The 19,938-nt window shown below is 65.0% G+C and carries 27 protein-coding genes; 15 read left to right on the top strand and 12 right to left on the bottom strand.

Features of this window, described 5'->3' with window-relative positions:
• The first annotated feature begins 56 nt into the window (after window positions 1–56).
• Window positions 57–824: a fatty acid desaturase gene (locus tag ACHFFA_RS04405; protein WP_394269632.1), complete on the top strand. Its 768-nt coding sequence runs from the start codon at window positions 57–59 to the stop codon at window positions 822–824.
• Window positions 821–1,321: a sterol desaturase family protein gene (locus ACHFFA_RS04400; protein ID WP_394269631.1), complete on the top strand. Its 501-nt coding sequence runs from the start codon at window positions 821–823 to the stop codon at window positions 1,319–1,321. Before ACHFFA_RS04405 ends, ACHFFA_RS04400 begins: the two co-directional genes overlap by 4 nt.
• 9 nt (window positions 1,322–1,330) lie before the next feature.
• Here ACHFFA_RS04400 and ACHFFA_RS04395 read toward each other — a convergent pair whose 3' ends face one another.
• Genes ACHFFA_RS04395 through ACHFFA_RS04350 form a run of 10 tightly spaced genes read right to left on the bottom strand, consistent with a single transcriptional unit; the run spans window position 1,331 to window position 5,016 of the window.
• Window positions 1,331–1,678 (bottom strand): YbaN family protein, encoded by a 348-nt coding sequence (locus ACHFFA_RS04395; protein WP_394269630.1) that lies wholly within the window; start codon window positions 1,676–1,678, stop codon window positions 1,331–1,333.
• A gap of 1 nt (window position 1,679) precedes the next feature.
• Window positions 1,680–2,087 (bottom strand): SufE family protein, encoded by a 408-nt coding sequence (locus ACHFFA_RS04390; protein WP_394269629.1) that lies wholly within the window; start codon window positions 2,085–2,087, stop codon window positions 1,680–1,682.
• Window positions 2,088–2,111: 24 nt separating this feature from the next.
• A complete protein-coding gene (locus ACHFFA_RS04385) occupies window positions 2,112–2,345 on the bottom strand; it encodes a hypothetical protein (RefSeq protein ID WP_394269628.1) in 234 nt (77 codons plus the stop codon).
• A gap of 30 nt (window positions 2,346–2,375) precedes the next feature.
• Window positions 2,376–2,657 carry a hypothetical protein gene (locus ACHFFA_RS04380; RefSeq protein ID WP_394269627.1) on the bottom strand — a complete coding sequence of 94 codons (282 nt, stop codon included), beginning with the start codon at window positions 2,655–2,657 and terminating at the stop codon, window positions 2,376–2,378.
• Window positions 2,654–2,989: a hypothetical protein gene (locus ACHFFA_RS04375; protein ID WP_394269626.1), complete on the bottom strand. Its 336-nt coding sequence runs from the start codon at window positions 2,987–2,989 to the stop codon at window positions 2,654–2,656. Before ACHFFA_RS04375 ends, ACHFFA_RS04380 begins: the two co-directional genes overlap by 4 nt.
• Window positions 2,989–3,297, bottom strand: coding sequence for a hypothetical protein (locus tag ACHFFA_RS04370; protein ID WP_394269625.1), 309 nt, complete (start codon window positions 3,295–3,297; stop codon window positions 2,989–2,991). The genes ACHFFA_RS04375 and ACHFFA_RS04370 overlap by 1 nt, the downstream gene beginning before the upstream one ends.
• Window positions 3,298–3,323: 26 nt before the next feature.
• Window positions 3,324–3,704, bottom strand: a complete 381-nt coding sequence (gene pspC / locus ACHFFA_RS04365; protein WP_394269624.1) for an envelope stress response membrane protein PspC — start codon at window positions 3,702–3,704, stop codon at window positions 3,324–3,326.
• Window positions 3,701–3,997, bottom strand: a complete 297-nt coding sequence (gene pspB, locus ACHFFA_RS04360; protein WP_394269623.1) for an envelope stress response membrane protein PspB — start codon at window positions 3,995–3,997, stop codon at window positions 3,701–3,703. The genes pspC and pspB overlap by 4 nt, the downstream gene beginning before the upstream one ends.
• Before the next feature lie 3 nt (window positions 3,998–4,000).
• Window positions 4,001–4,867 carry a phage shock protein PspA gene (gene pspA / locus ACHFFA_RS04355; protein WP_394269622.1) on the bottom strand — a complete coding sequence of 289 codons (867 nt, stop codon included), beginning with the start codon at window positions 4,865–4,867 and terminating at the stop codon, window positions 4,001–4,003.
• Window positions 4,864–5,016: a hypothetical protein gene (locus ACHFFA_RS04350; RefSeq protein ID WP_394269621.1), complete on the bottom strand. Its 153-nt coding sequence runs from the start codon at window positions 5,014–5,016 to the stop codon at window positions 4,864–4,866. The genes pspA and ACHFFA_RS04350 overlap by 4 nt, the downstream gene beginning before the upstream one ends.
• Window positions 5,017–5,166: 150 nt before the next feature.
• On the opposite strand from ACHFFA_RS04350, the gene pspF reads away from it, so the two are divergent.
• From pspF to rbfA, 6 genes are all read left to right on the top strand, one after another.
• Window positions 5,167–6,192, top strand: coding sequence for a phage shock protein operon transcriptional activator (gene pspF / locus ACHFFA_RS04345; protein ID WP_394269620.1), 1,026 nt, complete (start codon window positions 5,167–5,169; stop codon window positions 6,190–6,192).
• Between the two features lie 133 nt (window positions 6,193–6,325).
• A complete protein-coding gene (gene rimP, locus ACHFFA_RS04340) occupies window positions 6,326–6,892 on the top strand; it encodes a ribosome maturation protein RimP (RefSeq protein ID WP_394269619.1) in 567 nt (188 codons plus the stop codon).
• Window positions 6,892–8,568 carry a transcription termination factor NusA gene (gene nusA, locus ACHFFA_RS04335; protein WP_394269618.1) on the top strand — a complete coding sequence of 559 codons (1,677 nt, stop codon included), beginning with the start codon at window positions 6,892–6,894 and terminating at the stop codon, window positions 8,566–8,568. Before rimP ends, nusA begins: the two co-directional genes overlap by 1 nt.
• Entirely contained in the window at window positions 8,549–9,298 is a 750-nt protein-coding gene (locus ACHFFA_RS04330) for a DUF448 domain-containing protein (RefSeq protein ID WP_394269617.1), read from the top strand. The genes nusA and ACHFFA_RS04330 overlap by 20 nt, the downstream gene beginning before the upstream one ends.
• A complete protein-coding gene (gene infB / locus ACHFFA_RS04325) occupies window positions 9,299–11,854 on the top strand; it encodes a translation initiation factor IF-2 (protein ID WP_394269616.1) in 2,556 nt (851 codons plus the stop codon).
• A 65-nt stretch (window positions 11,855–11,919) separates the two neighbouring features.
• On the top strand, window positions 11,920–12,315 hold the full coding sequence (rbfA, locus tag ACHFFA_RS04320; protein ID WP_394269615.1) for a 30S ribosome-binding factor RbfA: 396 nt from the start codon (window positions 11,920–11,922) through the stop codon (window positions 12,313–12,315).
• Window position 12,316: 1 nt separating this feature from the next.
• Here rbfA and ACHFFA_RS04315 read toward each other — a convergent pair whose 3' ends face one another.
• Window positions 12,317–12,775 carry a DUF4126 domain-containing protein gene (locus ACHFFA_RS04315; RefSeq protein WP_394269614.1) on the bottom strand — a complete coding sequence of 153 codons (459 nt, stop codon included), beginning with the start codon at window positions 12,773–12,775 and terminating at the stop codon, window positions 12,317–12,319.
• 126 nt (window positions 12,776–12,901) lie between these two features.
• On the opposite strand from ACHFFA_RS04315, the gene ACHFFA_RS04310 reads away from it, so the two are divergent.
• From ACHFFA_RS04310 to ACHFFA_RS04280, 7 genes are all read left to right on the top strand, one after another.
• The gene (locus ACHFFA_RS04310; protein WP_394269613.1) at window positions 12,902–13,480 is read left to right on the top strand and encodes a thymidine kinase; all 579 of its coding nucleotides are present in this window, start codon (window positions 12,902–12,904) and stop codon (window positions 13,478–13,480) included.
• Window positions 13,481–13,514: 34 nt separating this feature from the next.
• Window positions 13,515–14,204 carry a site-2 protease family protein gene (locus ACHFFA_RS04305; RefSeq protein ID WP_394269612.1) on the top strand — a complete coding sequence of 230 codons (690 nt, stop codon included), beginning with the start codon at window positions 13,515–13,517 and terminating at the stop codon, window positions 14,202–14,204.
• The gene (truB, locus tag ACHFFA_RS04300) at window positions 14,204–15,121 is read left to right on the top strand and encodes a tRNA pseudouridine(55) synthase TruB (protein WP_394269611.1); all 918 of its coding nucleotides are present in this window, start codon (window positions 14,204–14,206) and stop codon (window positions 15,119–15,121) included. Before ACHFFA_RS04305 ends, truB begins: the two co-directional genes overlap by 1 nt.
• Window positions 15,122–15,126: 5 nt before the next feature.
• Window positions 15,127–15,396 carry a 30S ribosomal protein S15 gene (rpsO, locus tag ACHFFA_RS04295; protein ID WP_394269610.1) on the top strand — a complete coding sequence of 90 codons (270 nt, stop codon included), beginning with the start codon at window positions 15,127–15,129 and terminating at the stop codon, window positions 15,394–15,396.
• Window positions 15,397–15,563: 167 nt separating this feature from the next.
• A complete protein-coding gene (gene pnp / locus ACHFFA_RS04290) occupies window positions 15,564–17,861 on the top strand; it encodes a polyribonucleotide nucleotidyltransferase (RefSeq protein WP_394269609.1) in 2,298 nt (765 codons plus the stop codon).
• A gap of 75 nt (window positions 17,862–17,936) precedes the next feature.
• Window positions 17,937–19,010: a sensor histidine kinase gene (locus tag ACHFFA_RS04285; RefSeq protein ID WP_394269608.1), complete on the top strand. Its 1,074-nt coding sequence runs from the start codon at window positions 17,937–17,939 to the stop codon at window positions 19,008–19,010.
• A 16-nt stretch (window positions 19,011–19,026) separates the two neighbouring features.
• Window positions 19,027–19,710 (top strand): spermidine synthase, encoded by a 684-nt coding sequence (locus tag ACHFFA_RS04280; RefSeq protein WP_394269607.1) that lies wholly within the window; start codon window positions 19,027–19,029, stop codon window positions 19,708–19,710.
• Between the two features lie 24 nt (window positions 19,711–19,734).
• Here the strand turns inward: ACHFFA_RS04280 and ACHFFA_RS04275 are convergent.
• On the bottom strand, window positions 19,735–19,938 hold a 204-nt coding region (locus ACHFFA_RS04275), incomplete at its 5' end, for a GcrA family cell cycle regulator (RefSeq protein ID WP_394269606.1).

Raw genomic sequence — 19,938 nt, 5'->3', positions numbered from 1 at the left:
GTCTTTTGGGGAGCGAACCCCTTGGCGGCGGGGCGGCAAGACCGTATCTTGCTGTGGTGACACCTATACGAGCAGTTGCTCCGGCGAGCCCGCCCACCGCGATGCAGGGCTTGGTGGGACTGGGTCTGGCCATGATGATTTTCACCGGCTGGGCGGGATTGCATGTCTACGCCATGTTCGCTTTTGACCTTACCTGGCGTACCTTGCCCGCCGCCCTGACGATAGCGGCGGTGCAGTGCTGGCTGTCGGTCGGCCTCTTCATCGTCAGCCACGATGCCATGCACGGTTCGCTCGTGCCGCGCGGAGGACGGCTGAACGGCATCATCGGCGGGGCGCTGTTATTCCTTTATGCCGGATTCGGCTGGCGGCGGATGCGCAATGCGCATTTCGCACATCACAAGGCCCCTGGCAGTGCGGACGATCCCGATTTCAGCGTCGATCACGCCGCGCGGTTTTGGCCGTGGTATGGCCAGTTCCTGTCGCGCTATTTCGGTTGGTCGTCGCTGTTGTTCGTGGGGGCCGTGGTGACAGGGTACTGGCTTGCCGGCGTGCCGGTCGAAAAGATCGTTCTTCTCTACGGGCTGCCGGCGATCGCTTCTTCGCTGCAACTGTTCTATTTCGGAACCTACCGTCCGCACCGCCATGATGGGCAAGCTTTCGCCGACGTTCACAATGCCCGCAGCGACGGGTTTGCGCCCCTCGCCTCGCTCCTCACCTGCTTTCATTTCGGCTATCATCACGAACACCATTGCTCGCCGCACCTGCCGTGGTGGCGCCTGCCCGCAGCGCGGCGGGCAACCCTGACCAGCGGATCCATGTCATGAGCATCTGGGCCATTCTCGCCACCGTGATCCTGTCGATTGCGGGTATGGAATTGTTCGCCTGGTGGGCGCACAAGTACATCATGCACGGCTGGGGCTGGGGTTGGCACCGCGATCACCACGAGCCGCATGACCATGCGCTGGAAAAGAATGACCTTTATGCCGTAACCTTCGGGGCGATCGTCTTCGTGATGTTCGCCGTCGGGTATGTCTGGTCGGACCTCCTATGGTGGATCGCGTTTGGCATCACCTGCTACGGGATCATCTACACGCTGGTCCATGACGGGCTCGTTCACCAGCGCTATTTCCGTTACGTCCCGCGCGGCGGCTATGCCAAGCGGCTGGTCCAGGCGCATAAATTGCACCACGCGACGATCGGCAAGGAAGGTGGGGTTAGCTTCGGCTTCGTCCTCGCCCGCGACCCGGCAAAGCTGAAGGCGGAACTGCGCCGTCAGCGCGAGGCGGGCGAAGCTGTCGTGCGGGAGAGCGCCGGCGCCTGAGCCACAGCGTTATTCGTTGCGGGTCGCGATCCAGCCGCCCGCGATTATCAGGATCGCCAGCGACACGTAGTACCACGGCGCGCCCAGCGTGTAATATGTGACGATGGCACCCGTCGCCATCGCGCCGATCGCCATCGTCTTTGCTCGTCTGCTGATGGCACGCCGTTCCCGCCAGTCGCGCACCTGCGGGCCCCAGGTCGGATGGTCGAGGATCCGGCGCTCCCATTCGGGATTGCTGCGGGCGAAAAAATACACCGCTAGCAGCAGGAACGGCACGGTCGGCATGATCGGCAGCACCGCACCGACCACACCCAGCGCGAGACTGGCGAGACCGAGGATGCGGTAGATCAGCCGCATGTCAGGCGGCCGCTATCCGGGCGGCATGTTCCTTCACCAGGGCGATCATGTTGGGGACGCCCTGCGTGCGGTTGCTCGACAGCTGGCGCTCGAGTTCGAACGGTGCGAGCGCCTCGCGTATATCCATCGCCGCGATGTCTTCTGCCGGGCGGTCCTGAACGGCCGCAATCACCAGCGCAACGATGCCCTTCGTGATGGCGGCATTGCTGTCGGCAAGGAAATGAAGCCGCCCTTCGTCGCCGGTGGGATAGACCCAGACCTGTGCCGAACATCCCCGCACGAGGGTCGCATCGGTCTTCAGCGCTGCGGGCATGGCATCGAGCTCGCGCCCCAGTTCGATCAGCAGGCGGTAGCGGTCGTCGCCTTCGAGAAAGGCGTATTCATCGGCAATGTCGGAAAGGGTTCGCATCCGGCGCGACTTAATGCGCCCCGCTCACAAATCCACCCCGCTGGCAATGGCTTCAAGCTTGCGGATACGTTCCTTGAGGTCGGCGAGTTCGATGCGCGCGGCCCCAAGGGGGTGGGGATCGAGGTCGTCGCCTGGCCGCGACCCCATGCGGCTGCGCTGAAGTTCCAGCCAGCCCTGCCAGATGCGCAGCAGGGTCAGCGCAACGATCGCCAGGCCCACCAGCGCGGCGGAGGCAATCGTGAAAGTCGGATCGAACATGATGGCCAAATCCTCCTCAATGGTCCGCGACTAGTCCACCTTGCGGTCGCGCAGGGCTTCGATTTCGGCGGCGATGCGCTTGGTCTCGTTCGCATCAAGCGTGTTGCTGTCGGTGGCGATGCGCTCCAGAACGCGGATGCGTTCGCGCAATTCTTCGATCTCGCGTTGGGAAAACCCATCGGCAGGCGGGGGAAAGACAGGCTTGCCGTCCTCGTCGCGGGCAATTCCCAGATCCCGATCGCGGCGGTGAGAATACATCGTGACGACGCCCCAGATCAGCACGATGATGACGGCGGCGGTCCAGAAGCTCACTGGGCTATCTCCTTTTCGCGCAGGCGATCGAACTCATGGGTGAGGTGATAACCGCTGTCGGTGACGATCCTTTCGACCGTGGCGAGACGGTCCTTGAGCGAGCCAAGTTCGGCGCGAAGCTGGGCATTCTCCTGTGTCAGCAGGGTGACCCGCTCGGCTGCCTCGCTGGTCATGCCGGGCTTGAGTGATTGCCCCCACATCCCTTCGAGCGGATAGCCGTTCTTGATCTTCAACTTGGTCGTGTGGACCGAAGCGGCGATCCCGGCTGCACCGAGTGCGAAGCCGCCCCCGATCATCCAACCGAGATAGGGCAGGAAATCAGCGAACTCCATCACACGCCCTCCCGCATGGTGCGGCTGAGCGGCACGCCGGTTCCTTCGTCCACCCGCCGCTGGTCACGCAGGGCCTCGATCTGGGTGGCGACGTCGTATCCCTTGTCGGTGACGATCCGCTCCAGCACGCGGAGGCGATCCTCCAGCTCGGCCACCCGGCTGGCATATTGCGCGGCGCGTTCGGCCGTGTCCTCGGCAGTCGATCTGACGTTGAGCTCGGCGACCTTCTGAAGGTGTCTCGTCCACATCGCGACGATGGGAATGCTCAGCGCCACGATCGGGATCAACATGGCCAGGGTACCTTCCATGACGGCGTCTCCTCTTTTGCAGGCGCTCAGCGCAGGCGTTCGATCTCGGCATTGAGCCGCGGGTTGCTGCTGACATAGAAGGTCTCGACCTCGGCCAGCCGGCGGTCGATGTCCTTCATCCTGGCGCGGATTTCGCGTGCGGTACGCTTGGGGTTCTGCCGCACCCGCTGCCAGTATTTCTGTTCGGCCCGGCCTTCGGAATAGAGGTAGGCCGGCTTCTTGTTCAGGAGCAGCCCGGCGAGAAGGTAGAAGGGGATCGTCGATCCCCCGGTCATCACCGTGAGGCCGAGCAGCCCGAGCCGGATCCACAGGGCATCGACCCCGGTATAATCCGCGATCCCCGAGCAGACGCCCAGCAGCTTGGCATTGGCCTTGTCGCGGTACAGCGTGGTCCTGGGGGAGTTCATTGCGAAATACCTTTCTTCTCGGCGATCAGCTGTTCCAGCTCGCGCAGCTGCTGATTGTCTTCCGCCCGGTCGTGGACGAGGCGGGCGGGGCGAAAATCGGAATTGTCCGAGGCGACCAAGCGTTCGACCGTGTCCATCCGTTCGTCGAGCCGCTTGGCGAGATTGTACAATTCCTCCAGCAGCGCCTCGTCATCGGTAGTGATGGATGCCGAAGTCTTCCACTTGGTGACGTAGTGAAGGATGATCCACGGCAGCGCGATGAAGATGGCGGCTATGGCGAAGAACTCTTCCATCGATCAATCCTCCTTGCTCTCGCCGCCCTGTCCGAGCGCACGCTTCATTTCCGCCAGTTCGTCGTCGATCGCGTCGCTGCCTTCGAGGGCGGCGATCTCGTCGGCCAGTCCGCGCTTCCCTTCATCGGCGATCGAGAGGGCGTCGGCGCGGCCTTCAGCGTAATCGACCCGCCGTTCGAGCTGGTCGAAGCGGCTCAGCGCATCATCGACCCGCTCCTCTGTCATGAGGCTGCGCAGCTTGACCCGGTTCTCCGCGCTTTCGAGGCGCGCGGCGATGGCCGTCTGGCGGCTGCGGGCTTCGCGCAGGCGGTTCTGCAATTTCGCGATGTCCTGCTCGTAGGCACGCAGCGCATCGTCGAGCACCGCGATCTCCTCCTTGAGCTGCTCGGACATGTCGGCAGCCTTCTTCTTCTCGACCAGCGCAGCCCGGGCCAGATCCTCGCGGTCCTTGCTCAGGGCCAGTTGCGCCTTCTCGGCCCAGTCGGCCTGAAGCCGGTCGAGCTTGACCGTATGACGATGCATCTCCTTCTGGTCGGCGATGGTGCGGGCGGCGCTGGCGCGCACTTCGACCAGGGTTTCCTCCATCTCGAGGATGATCATGCGGATCATCTTCTGGGGGTCGTCCGCCTTGTCGAGCATGTCGTTGAAGTTGGCGGCAATGATGTCGCGGGTGCGGCTGAATATGCCCATGAAGGGTGCTCCGGTTGCGAGGAAGTCGGTTCCCCGGGAAGGACGTCGGATAGGATCTGCGTAGCTGTCGCCGGCAGGCAGGCGCCCGCGTCCCGGGGTGGGCGAGCGACGGAGGCGTTCCACCTCGTCGTCGATCCGGGTCAGGCGGGGCTTGAAGCCGGGCGTATTGGCGTCGGTCATGCGATCTCCACAAGCTGCGTGAAGGCGAGGGGCGGCGTCGGCGCCGTCAGGGTAACATGCGAACTCAGCAGCGCGAAGCCCGCCATGGCCACGATGCTGACCATCGCCGCCTTGCCCAGCGTGGTTCGGAAGAAGCGCTTGTCGTACATCGGTGATGCCTTTCGCAGGAATTGTGCTGAGCTTTGCAAGCCGCGTGCCAATTGCGTCTGGCAACCGTTTTCCCGGTATCTGCCGGGGATCGGGAGCGATGCCTGTCGCGCACGTTGCGAAAGGTTGGTCAAAAGTCCTATAGTTTGGCCATGGAACGCGATGCGCAATTTATCGGCCAATCGGGTGCCTTTCTCGATGCGGTCGAACGGGCCAGCCGCGCAGCGCCGATGCGGCGGCCGGTGCTGGTCATCGGCGAGCGGGGGACGGGCAAGGAACTTATCGCCGAACGCCTGCACCGGCTCTCCACCCGATGGGACGAGCCTTTGGTCACGTTGAATTGCGCCGCGCTTCCCGAAACGCTGATCGAGGCGGAACTGTTCGGGCACGAGGCGGGCTCTTTCACCGGGGCGACCCGCACGCGGGTCGGCCGGTTCGAGGAAGCGCACAAGGGCACATTGTTCCTCGACGAGCTGGGCACCCTGTCGATGGGCGCGCAGGAGCGGCTGCTGCGGGCGGTGGAATATGGCGAGGTTACCCGCATCGGGGCGAGCAAGCCGATCAGGGTCGATGTCCGGATTGTCGCAGCGACCAACGAGAACCTGCCGGCCAAGGCAGCCCGCGGCGAGTTTCGCGCCGACCTGCTCGATCGTTTGAGCTTCGAGGTCATTACTCTTCCGCCGCTGCGGGTCAGGGAAGGCGACATAGCGGTTCTGGCCGACTATTTCGGCCGCCGGATGGGGGCAGAGCTGGGCTGGGAGAGCTGGCCCGGCTTTGCCGATCATGTCGCAGAGCAACTCGAACAGCATCCCTGGCCCGGCAATGTGCGCGAGCTGCGCAACGCGGTTGAGCGGGCGGTCTACCGCTGGGACGATCCGGCAACGCCGATCGGGCATATCCAGTTCGACCCGTTCGAAAGCCCGTGGATGCCTGAGGCGGGCGGTGTGTTTCCCCGCCATTCGAACAGCGAACCCGCGGCACCTGCCGCCCCTGCGGCACGGGAGTTCGATTCGGTTGCCGACCTGCGAGCGGCGGTCGATGCGCACGAGCGGGCGATCGTCGAACATGCCCTGGGCCGGCACCGCTGGAACCAGCGGCAGACCGCGAAAGCGCTGGGCCTCAGCTACGATCAGCTGCGGCATTGCATCAAGAAGCATGGGCTGACCGACGAGGCATAACAGCGCTTGCTTTTACCAAGGCGCGCGCCTATCTGGCCCTCACCCCGACATTGTCGCGACACTGGAGGGCTGGCGCCGCGAGGGGCCGGCACATTACCCCTTTGGCGCATCGATCGTCGAACCCGGAGAACCAATGGCCGACTTGGCACGCCTGACCGAATTGATCGAACCCGAAGCCGCCGCGCTCGGGCTTGAACTCGTGCGGGTCAAGATGATGCCTTCGGAAGCTGGCGACGGTGGCGTGGCGCTGCAGGTCATGGCTGAAGATCCGGCGACCGGACAGCTGGTGATCGACCAATGCGCCGCGCTCAGCCGCCGCATTTCGGACCGGCTGGATTCGCTCGAGGAAGCCGGGACCGTATTGATCGAAGGCGCCTATCACCTCGAGGTGTCGAGCCCGGGGATCGACCGGCCGCTCACCCGCGCGCGGGACTTTGCCGAATGGGCCGGCCATGAGGCGAAGATCAGCATGACGAAGGATTGGGACGGCCAGCGCACCCTGCGCGGCGAACTCAAGGGCATTGACGGCGAGATCGTGACCATCGCCGATCGCAAGGCGGGCGAGGTCGCCGTGCCGCGCGACAGGATACACTCGGCCCAGCTCGTCCTGACCGACGCGCTGATCGCCGCCACCCGGCCACTGGACACCAGCGGCGCCGACGAAATCATCGAACTCGAACAAGAAAAGGCAGACGACTGATGGCCAGTGCCATTTCCGCCAACAAGGCCGAACTTCTCGCGATCGCAAATTCGGTCGCATCGGAGAAGATGATCGACAAGGCCATCGTCATCGAGGCGATGGAAGAGGCGATCCAGAAGGCCGCGCGCGCCCGCTATGGCGCCGAGAACGACATTCGCGCCAAGCTCGATCCGCAGACCGGCGACCTGCGCCTGTGGCGCGTGGTCGAAGTGGTCGACGAGGTGGAGGACTATTTCAAGCAGGTCGATCTCAAGGCGGCTCAGAAGCTGCAGGACGGCGCGGCAGTGGGCGATTTCATCGTCGACCCGCTGCCCCCGGTCGACCTTGGCCGTATCGACGCGCAGAGCGCCAAGCAGGTGATCTTCCAGAAGGTCCGCGACGCCGAGCGCGAGCGTCAGTTCAACGAGTTCCAGGACCGGGCCGGCGAGGTGATCACCGGTGTGATCAAGTCGGTCGAATTCGGCCATGTGATCGTCAATCTCGGCCGCGCCGAAGGCGTCATCCGCCGCGACCAGCAGATCCCGCGCGAGGCGGCCCGTGTGGGCGAGCGGGTGCGGGCGCTGATCACCAAGGTCGAGCGCAACAACCGCGGACCGCAGATCTTCCTCAGCCGCGCGCATCCCGAATTCATGAAAAAGCTGTTCGCGCAGGAAGTGCCCGAAATCTACGACGGCATCATCGAGATCAAGGCCGCTGCCCGCGATCCGGGCAGCCGCGCGAAAATCGGCGTCATCAGCCATGACAGCAGCATCGACCCCGTCGGCGCCTGTGTCGGCATGAAGGGCAGCCGCGTGCAGGCAGTGGTGCAGGAACTGCAGGGCGAAAAGATCGATATCATTCCGTGGAGCGACGATCAGGCGACCTTCATCGTCAACGCGCTCCAGCCGGCCACCGTCAGCCGCGTCGTGTTGGACGAGGAGGATGGGCGGATCGAGGTGGTCGTTCCCGACGATCAGCTGAGCCTCGCGATCGGTCGCCGCGGCCAGAACGTGCGGCTCGCCAGCCAGCTTACGTCCAACCAGATCGACATCATGACCGAGGAAGAGGCGAGCGAGAAGCGGCAGAAGGAGTTTGCCGAGCGCTCCAAGATGTTCGAGGAAGAACTCGACGTCGACGAGACGCTCTCGCAGCTGCTGGTCGCCGAAGGGTTCGCCGAACTCGAGGAGGTCGCCTATGTCGAGCTCGACGAGCTGGCCGGCATCGAAGGCTTCGACGATGAACTGGCCGAAGAGTTGCAGTCCCGCGCGCTCGAGGCGATCGAGCGGCAGGAAGCGCGCCATCGCGAAGCCCGCCGCGAACTCGGCGTCGAGGACGATCTTGCCGAACTGCCGCACCTTACCGAGGCGATGCTGGTCACGCTGGGCAAGGCAGGGATCAAGACGCTTGACGATCTGGCCGATCTCGCCACCGATGAGCTGATCGCCAAGAAGCGCGAGGCGCCGCGTCGCCGCAATCCCACCCCCGACGGCCCGCCGCTGCGCAGCGATCGCCCGCAACGTGAAGCCGACAAGGGCGGTGTGCTGGGCGAATACGGTCTCTCCGAAGAGCAGGGCAACGAAATCATCATGGCTGCCCGCGCCCACTGGTTCGAGGACGAGGACGCCGGCGAACCGGCATCCGAAGGCGATCAGCAGGATCAACCTGAGGAGGCCGCCGATGCGGACTCCACCCAATGAGCGCCTGACGCCGCATACCGCTGACACCGTGATGGCCGGGACCGCTTCCCGGCCCGAACGGCGATGCATTCTGACCGGCGAAAGCCAGCCGCGCGGCGCGCTGCTGCGGCTCGCGCTGTCGCCGGATGGTGTGGTCCTGCCGGATATCCGCGAAAGGGCACCCGGCCGCGGCGCGTGGATCGGCGTTTCGCGGGCCGAGCTCGAAGAGGCGCTGGCCAAAGGCAGATTGAAGGCGGCATTGTCGCGCGCGTTCAAGACCGGCGCGGTGACGATCCCCGAGAACCTGGCGCAGCGGGTAGAGGATGCTCTTGTTCGCGCCTTGCTCGACCGGCTGGGGCTGGAACTGCGGGTTGGGAACGTCCTCCTCGGGACGCAGCGGATCCTCGAACATGCACGGGGCGGGGCGGTCACCCTGCTGCTGCACGCCAGCGACGCGAGCGAGGACGGGCGCCGCAAGCTCGACCAGGCCTGGCGCGTCGGGCGCGAGGCGGAGGGCAGCGGCGAACGGGGCATCACTCTGCCACTGGACCGCGAGGCCCTGTCTGTGGCATTGGGCCGCGATAACGTCGTCCATCTGGCCCTGGGGGACGATGCTGCGGCCACGCGGGTGATGACACCCCTTGCGCGCCTCATGCAATACAACGGGTTGGCCTTGCCTGCCCATCATTCCGATGCGCCCGCCGCGGCGTCTCGCGACGACGAACGATTGAGCGAAAGAGAAACGAGCTAGATGAGCGACGAAACCAACAACTCCACCCGCAAGCCGCTCGGCCTCAGGCGGTCGGTCGATGCGGGCGAGGTCAAGCAGACCTTCAGCCACGGCCGGACCAACAAGGTCGCGGTCGAGGTGAAGCGCCGTCGCAAGCTGGTCAAGCCGGGCGAGGGCGCGCCCGTACCCGCGGCGGAGGTGGAAGCCGCTCCCGCGCCCGAGCCGGCAGCACCGCCGCCGCCCCCGCCGGCTGAAAAGCCGCGAGCGCCTGCGCCGCGCCGTCCTGCGGCCAGCGACGAGACCCCGCAGGAGCGGGTCGCACGGCTGCAGCGCGAAGCCGAGGAGGACCGCCTGCGGCTTGCCGAGGAAGCACGCAAGCACGAGGTCGAGGCCGCGCGCCAGGCGGCCGAGGATGCGGCCCGCCGCGCCGAGGACAAGCGCCGGGCGGAAGAGGAGGCAGCCAAGGCTCCCGCGGTTGCCGAACCTGCGGCCGACGAGCCGGCCGAGCCTGCGCAGGTTCAGGAACCCGCCGAAGGCGATGGCGGGGCCGAAACGCCCGATGGCGATGGTGCGGCAGCCCCCGCGCCGCGGCGTTTCACGCCCGTGGCCCGGCCCGAGGTGAAGAAGCCCGAGCGCAAGAAGAAGGAAGAAAAGCCTGTCCGCGTGGCGGAAACGCCCGACAAGCGGCGCTCCGGCAAGCTGACCGTGAACAAGGCGCTCAACGATGACGAGGGGCGCCGGGCGCGCAGCCTCGCCGCGCTCAAGCGGGCGCGCGAGAAGGAGCGGCGTGGCCAGGGTGGCGGGTCCAGCAAGCCGCGCGAGAAGCAGGTCCGCGACGTGGTCGTCCCCGAGGCGATCACGGTGCAGGAACTCGCCAACCGGATGGCCGAAAAGGGCGCCGACCTGGTGAAGGAGCTGTTCAACCTCGGCATGATGGTCACCGTCAACCAGACGATCGATCAGGATACCGCCGAATTGCTGGTCGAACAGTTCGGGCACAACATCACCCGCGTCTCGGCAAGCGATGTCGATATCGACAGCGAGGAGGACGTCGATGCGCCCGAAACGCTCAAGTCGCGGCCGCCGGTGGTCACGATCATGGGCCATGTCGATCACGGCAAGACCAGCCTGCTCGACGCGCTGCGCGGTACGAACGTTACCAAGGGCGAAGCCGGCGGCATCACCCAGCACATCGGCAGCTATCAGGTGAAGACGAAGAAAGGCGACAAGATCACCTTCCTCGACACACCGGGCCATGCTGCCTTCACCGAGATGCGCCAGCGCGGCGCCCATGTGACCGACATCGTCGTGCTGGTGGTGGCGGCGGATGACGGCATCATGCCGCAGACGATCGAGGCCATCAATCACACCAAGGCCGCAGGCGTCCCCATGATCGTCGCCATCAACAAGATGGACAAGGAAGGCGCCAATCCCGACAACGTGCGCAACCGCCTGCTCGAGCACGAGGTCATCGTCGAAAAGCTGTCGGGCGACGTGCAGGATGTGGAAATCTCGGCGCTAAAGAAGGAAGGGCTCGACGAACTGCTCGACGCGATTGCGGTTCAGGCCGAATTGCTCGAACTGCGTGCCAATCCCGATCGCCTCGCCGAGGCGACCGTGATCGAGGCGCAGCTCGACAAGGGCCGTGGCCCGGTGGCCACTGTGCTGATCACCCGCGGGACGCTGAAGCGCGGTGATACCTTCGTGGTCGGCACGCAAAGCGGCCGGGTCCGCGCGATCGTCGACGATCAGGGCAAGCAGATCAAGGAAGCGACCCCGTCGATGCCGGTCGAGGTCCTCGGCCTCGGCGGTGTGCCGGGGGCGGGCGATCAGCTTACCGTGGTCGAGAACGAGCAGCGTGCGCGCGAAGTTGCGCAGTATCGTCAGGAGCGGGCGACCGAGAAGCGCACCGCGCTGGCCCCGACCAGCTTCGATACGATGTTCAATAACCTCGCCTCGAACGTCATCGAGTTTCCCGTGCTGGTGAAGGCCGACGTTCAGGGAAGCGTGGAGGCGATCACCACCGCGCTGCACAACCTCTCGAACGACGACATCAAGGTGCGCGTGCTGCACGCCGGCGTGGGCGCGATCACCGAAAGCGACGTGACGCTGGCGGCGGCTTCGAAGGCGCCGATCATCGGTTTCAATGTGCGGCCCAACGCCAAGGCCCGCGAACTGGTCAAGCGCGATGGCGTCGAGATGAAGTATTTCGACGTGATCTATCACCTGATCGAGGAGATCGCCAAGGAGATGGCCGGCGAGCTCGGGCCGGAGCGGATCGAGCACGTCGTCGGCCGGGCCGAGGTCAAGGAGGTCTTCCGTTCGGGCAAGCGCGACAAGGCGGCGGGCCTGCTGGTGGTCGAAGGCGTCATCCGCAAGGGGCTGCATGCGCGGCTCACCCGCGAGGACGTCATCGTCTCGGCAACCACGATCGCCTCGCTGCGCCGGTTCAAGGACGATGTCGACGAGGTCCGCTCGGGTCTCGAATGCGGCGTGGTGCTGGCCGATACGAACGACATCAAGCCGGGGGACCAGCTCGAGGTGTTCGAAGTCGAGGAGCGCGAGCGGACGCTGTAATCGCAGCGCCGTGCGCGCAGGTTCGTTCATGCGATCCGCGGGCAAGGCTGTAGAAGAAACGAGAGATGAGCCGCAATCCCGCCACGCCCGAGCAGCAGTCGGTACGCGTCCTCAAGGTGGGCGAACGGGTGCGGCACATCCTGTCGGAACTGCTTGCCCGGGGCGAGGCGCATGACGAGACGCTGCGGGCGACGCATATCTCGGTAACGGAAGTCCGGATGACCCCGGACCTGCGCAACGCCAAGGCCTATGTGAAACCCTTGCTGGGCAAGGACGAAGCGGCAGTGCTCAAGGCGCTGCGCACCAACACCGCGTTCTTCCAGAAGGAGGTGGCGAAGCGACTGGGCCTGAAGTTCGCGCCCCGGCTTAGCTTCCAGCCCGACGAAAGCTTCGACGAGGCCGACCGGATCGAAAGCTTGCTGAGCGATCCAAAGGTCCAGCGCGACCTCGAGGAGGAATAGCCTAGCTTCGCTTCTCCCCTGCAAGGGCAATGGCGAGCCCGCTGCCAAGCACCACCGCATCTTCGGCGAACCCGGTCCTGGTCTGACCGTATTTGCGCATCGCCGCGCAGCGCGCCCGCCACCCGATGTAGGACGAGGCAAGGGCGGTGACGACGGCGATCGCCGCGCCTGCGCCCCGCTGCCCGCGCGGTGCCATCGCCGCCCCGGCATAGGCAGCGGTAATCGACCGCACGATCAGGCCCGCAGGGACGATCCGGTCGGGCGCGGTCTTCATCTTGTCGCCCGCCATCTCTGCCGCGGCGAGCGTCGCCGTGCCCGCCGCAATCACAGGATGCGAAATGATCGACTGCAATGGGGCGGGGGCAGGAAGAGTCCCCCGCCGTGCGCCGGCGGAAGTTACGGCGAGCGGGGTCATCCCGCGCTGTCCGGCGACGAGACCGATGAGAAACGAACGAAGCATAAGAGCCTTTCCTGGCGCGTGCCATGTGCGAACTTGTCCCACCGATACGGGCTGGACGGCGAATTTATCCGCCGATGTTTCGCGCTGTGACTTGGAAAAGCCGTTCAGTTGGGGAAAGCGCGGCGGGTGGCGAAGCTCTATTTCTACTATGCGAGCATGAATGCGGGGAAGAGCTCGAACCTGCTCCAGGCTGCCTTCAATTACGGCGAGCGCGGCATGTCGGTTTCGCTGTGGACGGCGGCTATCGACGATCGACCGGGCTTCGGCGCGATCTCCAGCCGCATCGGCTTGTCCAGCGACGCCAACCGGTTCGAGGCAGCAACCGATATTGCCGCCTTCGTGCGCGACGATCCGGCTGGGCGGCCGGCCTGCGTTCTGGTGGACGAGGCGCAATTCCTGACCCCCGGGCAGGTCTGGCAGCTCGCCCATCTGGCCGATGAGGACGGCATCCCGGTGCTGTGCTATGGCCTTCGAACCGATTTTCGGGGCGAATTGTTCGCCGGTTCCGCCGCTCTGCTGGGCATCGCCGACGAGCTGATCGAGCTGAAGGCGGTGTGCGACTGCGGGCGCAAGGCGACCATGAACCTGCGCGTCGATGGGCAAGGCAATCCCGTGCGCGAAGGCGCGCAGACCGAAATTGGGGGCAACGACCGCTATCTTGCCATGTGCCGCCGGCATTTCGTCGCGGCACTTGCGTGCGCCTGATGCGGGCGCACCGGCAGCATCCTATATCGAGCCCATGACCGAAACGCTCATTCTTGCCGCTATCCTGGTGCCGTGCCTTATCGTCGCGATCGTCTTTCACGAAGTGGCGCATGGCTGGATGGCGCTGAAGCTCGGCGATACCACCGCGCGCGATCTGGGGCGGCTGACTCTCAACCCGATCCGCCATGTCGACCCGGTCGGGACGCTGCTGGTGCCGGGGGCGCTGGCCTTGTTCGGCGGGCCGATCTTCGGCTGGGCCAAGCCGGTGCCGGTCAACGCCAACCGGCTGGACAATCCGCGGTATGGCATGATGGCGGTGGCCGCAGCGGGACCGGGCACGAACATCCTGTTGGCACTCATCGGGGCGATCTTCATCGGCATTTCCAGCGGTCTGGCAGCGCAAGCCGGCGCAATCCTTCCCACCTGGGTGATGACTGCGGGGGGCGCCTTCATTCTGATCAACGTCTTCCTCGCTTTCTTCAACCTGCTGCCGATCCCGCCGTTCGACGGCTCGCACATCGTGGGCGGCCTGCTGCCGCGAAGCTTCGCGCCCTACTGGTACAAATTGCAGGGCATCGGCATGATCCTGCTGGTCGTGCTGATCGGGATCACCTGGGTCTTTCCCAATGTCGCGATCATCCAGAACACCGTATTGCCGCCGGTCATGTGGTTGCAGGCACGGTTCTTCGCTATCGCGGCGACGATTGGCGGGGCCATCGCCTGATGACCGGAGGTACTGGCGCGGCACATGGCTGGCTGATCCTCGACAAGCCGCGCGGCCTCGGCTCGACCCAGGCGGTGGGAATGGTCAAGCGTGTCCTGCGGCAGGGCGGCCATGGCAAGGTCAAGGTCGGTCATGGCGGCACTCTCGATCCGCTGGCCGAGGGGGTGCTTCCCATCGCCATTGGCGAAGCGACCAAGCTCGCCGGCCGGATGCTCGATGCGAGCAAGGTCTACGAGTTCACCGTCAGGTTCGGCGAACAGACCGATACGCTCGATACCGAGGGCGAGGTGATCTCGACCAGCGCGGTTCGCCCCGCGGCAAGCGACATCGCCGAAGTGCTGCCGCGCTTCACCGGCGTTATCGAACAGCGCCCGCCCGCATACTCCGCAATCCGTATGGGGGGGCATCGGGCATACGACCTCGCCCGAGCGGGCGAAACGGTGGAGATGGCGATGCGCGCCGTCACCATAGATTCGCTTGAGTTGCTGCATGAGGACGGGGAGGGGGCGACCTTGCGCGCCCATGTCAGCAAGGGCACCTATATCCGCAGCCTTGCACGCGATATCGCGCTTGTGCTGGGGACCTGTGGCCACGTGACATTCCTGAGGCGTACGAAGGCCGGCCCGTTCCGCCAGGATCAGGCGATTTCGCTGGACAAACTCGAGGCGGTCGCTAAGGGCGCTGGCCTTGAACACCTACTCCTGCCGCTAGAGGCGGGGCTGGACGACATCCCGGCTCTGATCCTCGACCCCGACAGCGCGCAGGCGGTCCGCCAGGGCCGGGTACTGTCGGACCTGCCCCATTCCGACGGGCTGCATCTGGCAACGCTGGACCACGTGCCAGTCGCCTTGATGGAGCTTGACGCGGGTTGCGCGAGGGTGGTGCGGGGCTTCAACCTGATCGATGTCGCGGAGTAAGAAGAATGTCGGTAACCGCCGAAAAGAAACAGCAGATCATCCAGGACAACGCGCAGGCGCAGGGCGACACCGGTTCGCCCGAAGTGCAGGTCGCGATCCTGACCGAACGCATTCGCAACCTGACCGATCACTTCAAGGATCATCACAAGGACAATCATTCGCGCCGCGGGCTGCTGATGATGGTCAACAAGCGCCGCAAGCTGCTCGCCTTTCTCAAGAAGACTGACGTCGAGCGGTATAACGCGCTGATCCAGAAGCTGGGTCTGCGGAAGTAGGATCATGGGAAGGGGCGGCTGCGGTCGCCCCTTCGTCCATATGGCGACGGGTGCATGAGGCACGCCGTGCCACGGGGCCAGAGACGCCCCTCACCGGACCGGGACGGCATCCCCGGCATCAGAGGCCCCGTACCGCAATGAGGCGCTGCGGGTCATAAGGAAAACACATGTTCGACACGAAAACCGTATCGCTGGAGTGGGGCGGAAAGACCCTCACTCTGGAAACCGGCCGCATTGCCCGTCAGGCTGACGGCGCGGTCCTCGCCACCTATGGCGAAACCGTCGTGCTGTGCGCGGTCACTGCGGCACGCACCGTCAAGGAAGGGCAGGACTTCTTCCCGCTCACCGTTCACTACCAGGAAAAGTTTTCTTCCGCCGGCCGGATCCCGGGCGGCTTCTTCAAGCGCGAGCGTGGGGCGACCGAAAAGGAAACGCTGACCAGCCGCCTGATCGACCGTCCCGTGCGGCCGCTGTTCCCGGAAGGTTTCTACAACGAGATCAACGTCATCGCGCAGGTCTTCAGCTATGACGGCGAGTGCGAGCCCGACGTTCTGGCGATGATCGCCGCATCGGCTGCGCTGACCATCTCGGGCGTTCCCTTCATGGGTCCGATCGGTGCCTGCCGCGTCGGCTTCAAGGATGGCGAATACATCCTCAACCCCAAGCAGACGACCGCTCTTGCCGACGATGGCCGCCTCGACCTGATCGTTGCCGCCACCCAGGACGCGGTCATGATGGTCGAATCCGAAGCCAAGGAGCTGACCGAAGAGGAAATGCTCGGCGCGGTCATCTTCGCTCATGATGAATGCCGCAAGGTCGTCGGCGCGATCGTCGAACTGGCCGAACAGGCGGCGAAGGACGCTTGGGATCTCGACCCGGTGGCCGACAAGACGGCCGTATTGGAAGACCTGCGCGGCGTGATCGGTGACGATCTGGCCGCCGCCTACAAGCTCACCAACAAGGCGCAGCGCCAGGACGCGGTGAACGCCGCCCGGGCCAAGGCGCGCGAGCATTATGCCGATCTCGCCGAAAGCGATACGGCCGAATATCTCGGCAAGCTCAAGCTGGTGAAGAAGCTCGAGAGCGACATCGTGCGCAAGGCAGTCCTCAAGGACGGCACGCGGATCGATGGTCGCAAGGTCGACGAGGTGCGCCCGATCGAGGCCATGGTCGGTTTCCTCCCCCGCGCGCACGGTTCGGCGCTGTTCACCCGCGGCGAGACGCAGGCGATCTGTTCGACCACTCTCGGTACCAAGGATGCCGAGCAGATGATCGACGGACTCGAGGGCCTCTCCTACGAGCGCTTCATGCTGCACTACAACTTCCCGCCCTATTCGGTCGGCGAAGTGGGCCGCTTCGGTGCGCCCTCGCGGCGTGACACGGGCCACGGCAAGCTCGCCTGGCGTGCATTGAAGGCCGTGCTGCCGAGCCACGAGGATTTCCCCTATACCATCCGCGTCCTGTCCGACATCACGGAGAGCAACGGCTCGTCCTCGATGGCGACTGTGTGCGGCGGGTGTCTTTCGATGATGGACGCCGGCGTTCCGATCGAACGCCCGGTCAGCGGCATCGCGATGGGCCTGATCCTCGAAGGTGACGACTTCACCGTGCTTTCGGACATCCTCGGCGACGAGGATCACCTTGGCGACATGGACTTCAAGGTGGCAGGCACGGAAGCCGGCATCACCTCGCTCCAGATGGACATCAAGGTCGCCGGCATCACGCGCGAGATCATGGAAAAGGCGCTCGAGCAGGCCAAGGCCGGCCGCGCGCACATCCTCGGCGAGATGAACAAGGCGCTCTCGGGTTCGCGTTCGGGCGTGTCGAAGCATGCGCCGCGGATCGAGACGATCCAGATCGACAAGGCCAAGATCCGCGACGTCATCGGGACCGGCGGCAAGGTGATCCGCGAGATCGTCGCCGAAACCGGCGCCAAGGTCGACATCGACGACGAGGGCGTGATCAAGATCAGCTCGTCCAATTCTGACGAGATCGAGGCTGCCAAGAAGTGGATTCTCGGCATCGTCGAGGAAGCGGAAGTCGGCAAGATCTACAACGGCAAGGTGGTCAACATCGTCGATTTCGGCGCCTTCGTGAACTTCATGGGCGGCAAGGATGGTCTCGTCCACGTCTCCGAAATGAAGGACGAGCGGGTCGAAAAGCCGACCGACGTGGTGTCCGAAGGCCAGGAGGTGAAGGTCAAGGTGCTCGAGATCGATCAGCGCGGCAAGGTTCGCCTGTCGATGCGGGTGGTCGACCAGGAAACCGGCGAGGAGCTCGAGGACACCCGCCCGCCGCGCGAGAACAAGCCGCGCGGTGAGCGTGGCGACCGCGGGGACCGTGGCGGGGACCGGCGCGGCGGCCGTGGCGGCAACCGCAACGGTCCGCGCCGTGATCGCGGCGATCGGGGCGGCGAAGGGTCGGGCAACGCCGAAGCGCACGTGCCGGACTTCCTCAAGGACTGATATTTTTCAGTAAGCCCAATCTTTTAAGCGAGGCCGCGGGAGCAATTCCGCGGCCTTTCGCGTATCTGAGCGCATATGGACAAACAATTCTCCGTCAAACACCTTGGTCGCGAACTGCGCGATCAACGCAATCCCTTTCTGTCGCGGATCCCGTTCGCCCGGACCCGGCGCTGGATTGCGTTTACGGCGGCGATTGCGCTGCCATTGCTTGCGCTGATCTTCCGGTTTCTGGTCGCGGACTTCCTGCCCGAAGGTTATCCCTTCATCACATTCTTTCCGGCGGTCATCATAACCGCATTTTTCTTCGGCCTGCGCCCGGGCGTGGTCGCCGGCGTCCTTTCCGGGTTGCTGTCGTGGTTCTTCTTCATCTCCCCGGTCTACAGCTTCGACCTGTCGTTCAATGCGATCGTGGCGCTCGGCTTCTATGCGGCCATCATCTCCGTCGATATCGCGCTGGTACACTGGATGCAGGACGCCAATTGCGAACTGACCAACGAACGCCAGCGCGCCAATGAACTGGCCGAGAATCGCGAGGTCCTGTTCAAGGAATTGCAGCACCGCGTGGGCAACAATTTGCAGATGGTCGGCTCGCTGATCGCGTTGCAGAAACGGCGGATGAACGATCCGGCAGCCAAAGTCGCGCTCGACGAGGCGGCCCGCCGGTTGGGCCTGGTCGGACGTATCCAGCGCCAGCTCTACGATCCTGCCGGGGCGCAGCTTTCGCTTGCGGCCTATATCGACCAGATCTGCAAGGACGTCATTGCTGCGGCGGGGCGTGAAGGCCTCCGCTACGACTTCACTTCGGTCGGCGATGCGGTTTTGCCGCCGGACAAGGCCATTCCCACCGCTCTGGTGGTCGCCGAAGCGGTCAACAACGCCATCGAGCACGGCTTCGGATCGGGTAATGAAGGGCATATCCAGGTCGCCGTGGCGCCAGTTCCACGCGGCGTTGCGGTTACCATCGCCGACAACGGGAAGGGCATCCCTGCCGGTTTCGACGTCAATGCGTCCGAAAGCCTGGGCCTGAAGATCGCGCGCACGCTGGCGCAATCGCTGGGCGGCCGGTTCAGCATGCATGCTGCGCCGCTGGGTGCCGGAACGGTCGCCACGCTGGAAATAGCCGCCGAAATGCCGCAGCCCGCGGTTTGATGGAAGCTCGCAGACCATGATTCCTCGCGAAACCCTGTCCAGCGCAGAAATACCGGGGGGCGACCGCCTGACTCTCGTGCGTCATGGCGGCGATTACATCATCATGCTCGGCCGGGACGAGTTGATGGGTACCCGCATGCAATTCAGCGAAGAGCAGCTGGCTGAATTGACGCTCGCGCTTCTGGCCGCCCCGCGCCCGCGCCTCCTGATCGGCGGCTATGGCATGGGTTTCACCTTTCGCGCCGCGCTCGACCGGCTACCGGAAGGCGGGCGGGTGATCGTTGCCGAAGTGGTGCCCGAGATCCTCGAATGGGCGCGCGGTCCGCTGGCGCATCTTACCGGCGACACTCTGGCCGACCCGCGGGGCGAAATCATCCTTTGCGACGTGGCGGCGTTGATCGACGATGCCAATGACGGCACAACGCCGCGCTACGACGCCATTCTGCTCGACGTCGACAACGGACCCGACGGGATCGTACGCGACGGGAACGAGCGGCTTTACACGCGGACCGGGCTTGCGCGGGCGCGCGATGCGCTGAACCCCGGCGGAGTGCTGGCCGTGTGGTCGGCCGCACCAGACCCGGCATTCAGCCGCAGGCTGAAAGATGCTGGTTTCGCCGTCGACGAGCGCACCGTACGCGCGCGGCCCAACAACAAGGGCCCGCGCCATACGATCTGGTTCGCCCGCAAGCCTGACTGAGCGGGCCGGCAGACAGTCTTGCCGTTAGCGAACCCGGGGACCGCCGAAGGGCAGCGGGGGAGGGGGACGGCGCGCACCACGCGGGAGCTGCGCCTGGTAGGCCCGTCCGCAATGCTCGACGCAATAGGGGAAGCCCGGGTTCACGTCCTGCCCGCAAAAGTGAAAATCCGGTTCGCCCGGATGCCCCATCGGCCAACGACAAACCTTTTCAGACAGGTCCAGCAACCC

The organism is Qipengyuania sp. (assembly GCF_043423005.1).
In the GTDB taxonomy this organism is placed as follows: Bacteria; Pseudomonadota; Alphaproteobacteria; order Sphingomonadales; family Sphingomonadaceae; genus Qipengyuania.
Note: the sequence above shows the minus strand (reverse complement) of the source record. Positions and strands in the feature narration are given on the sequence as shown.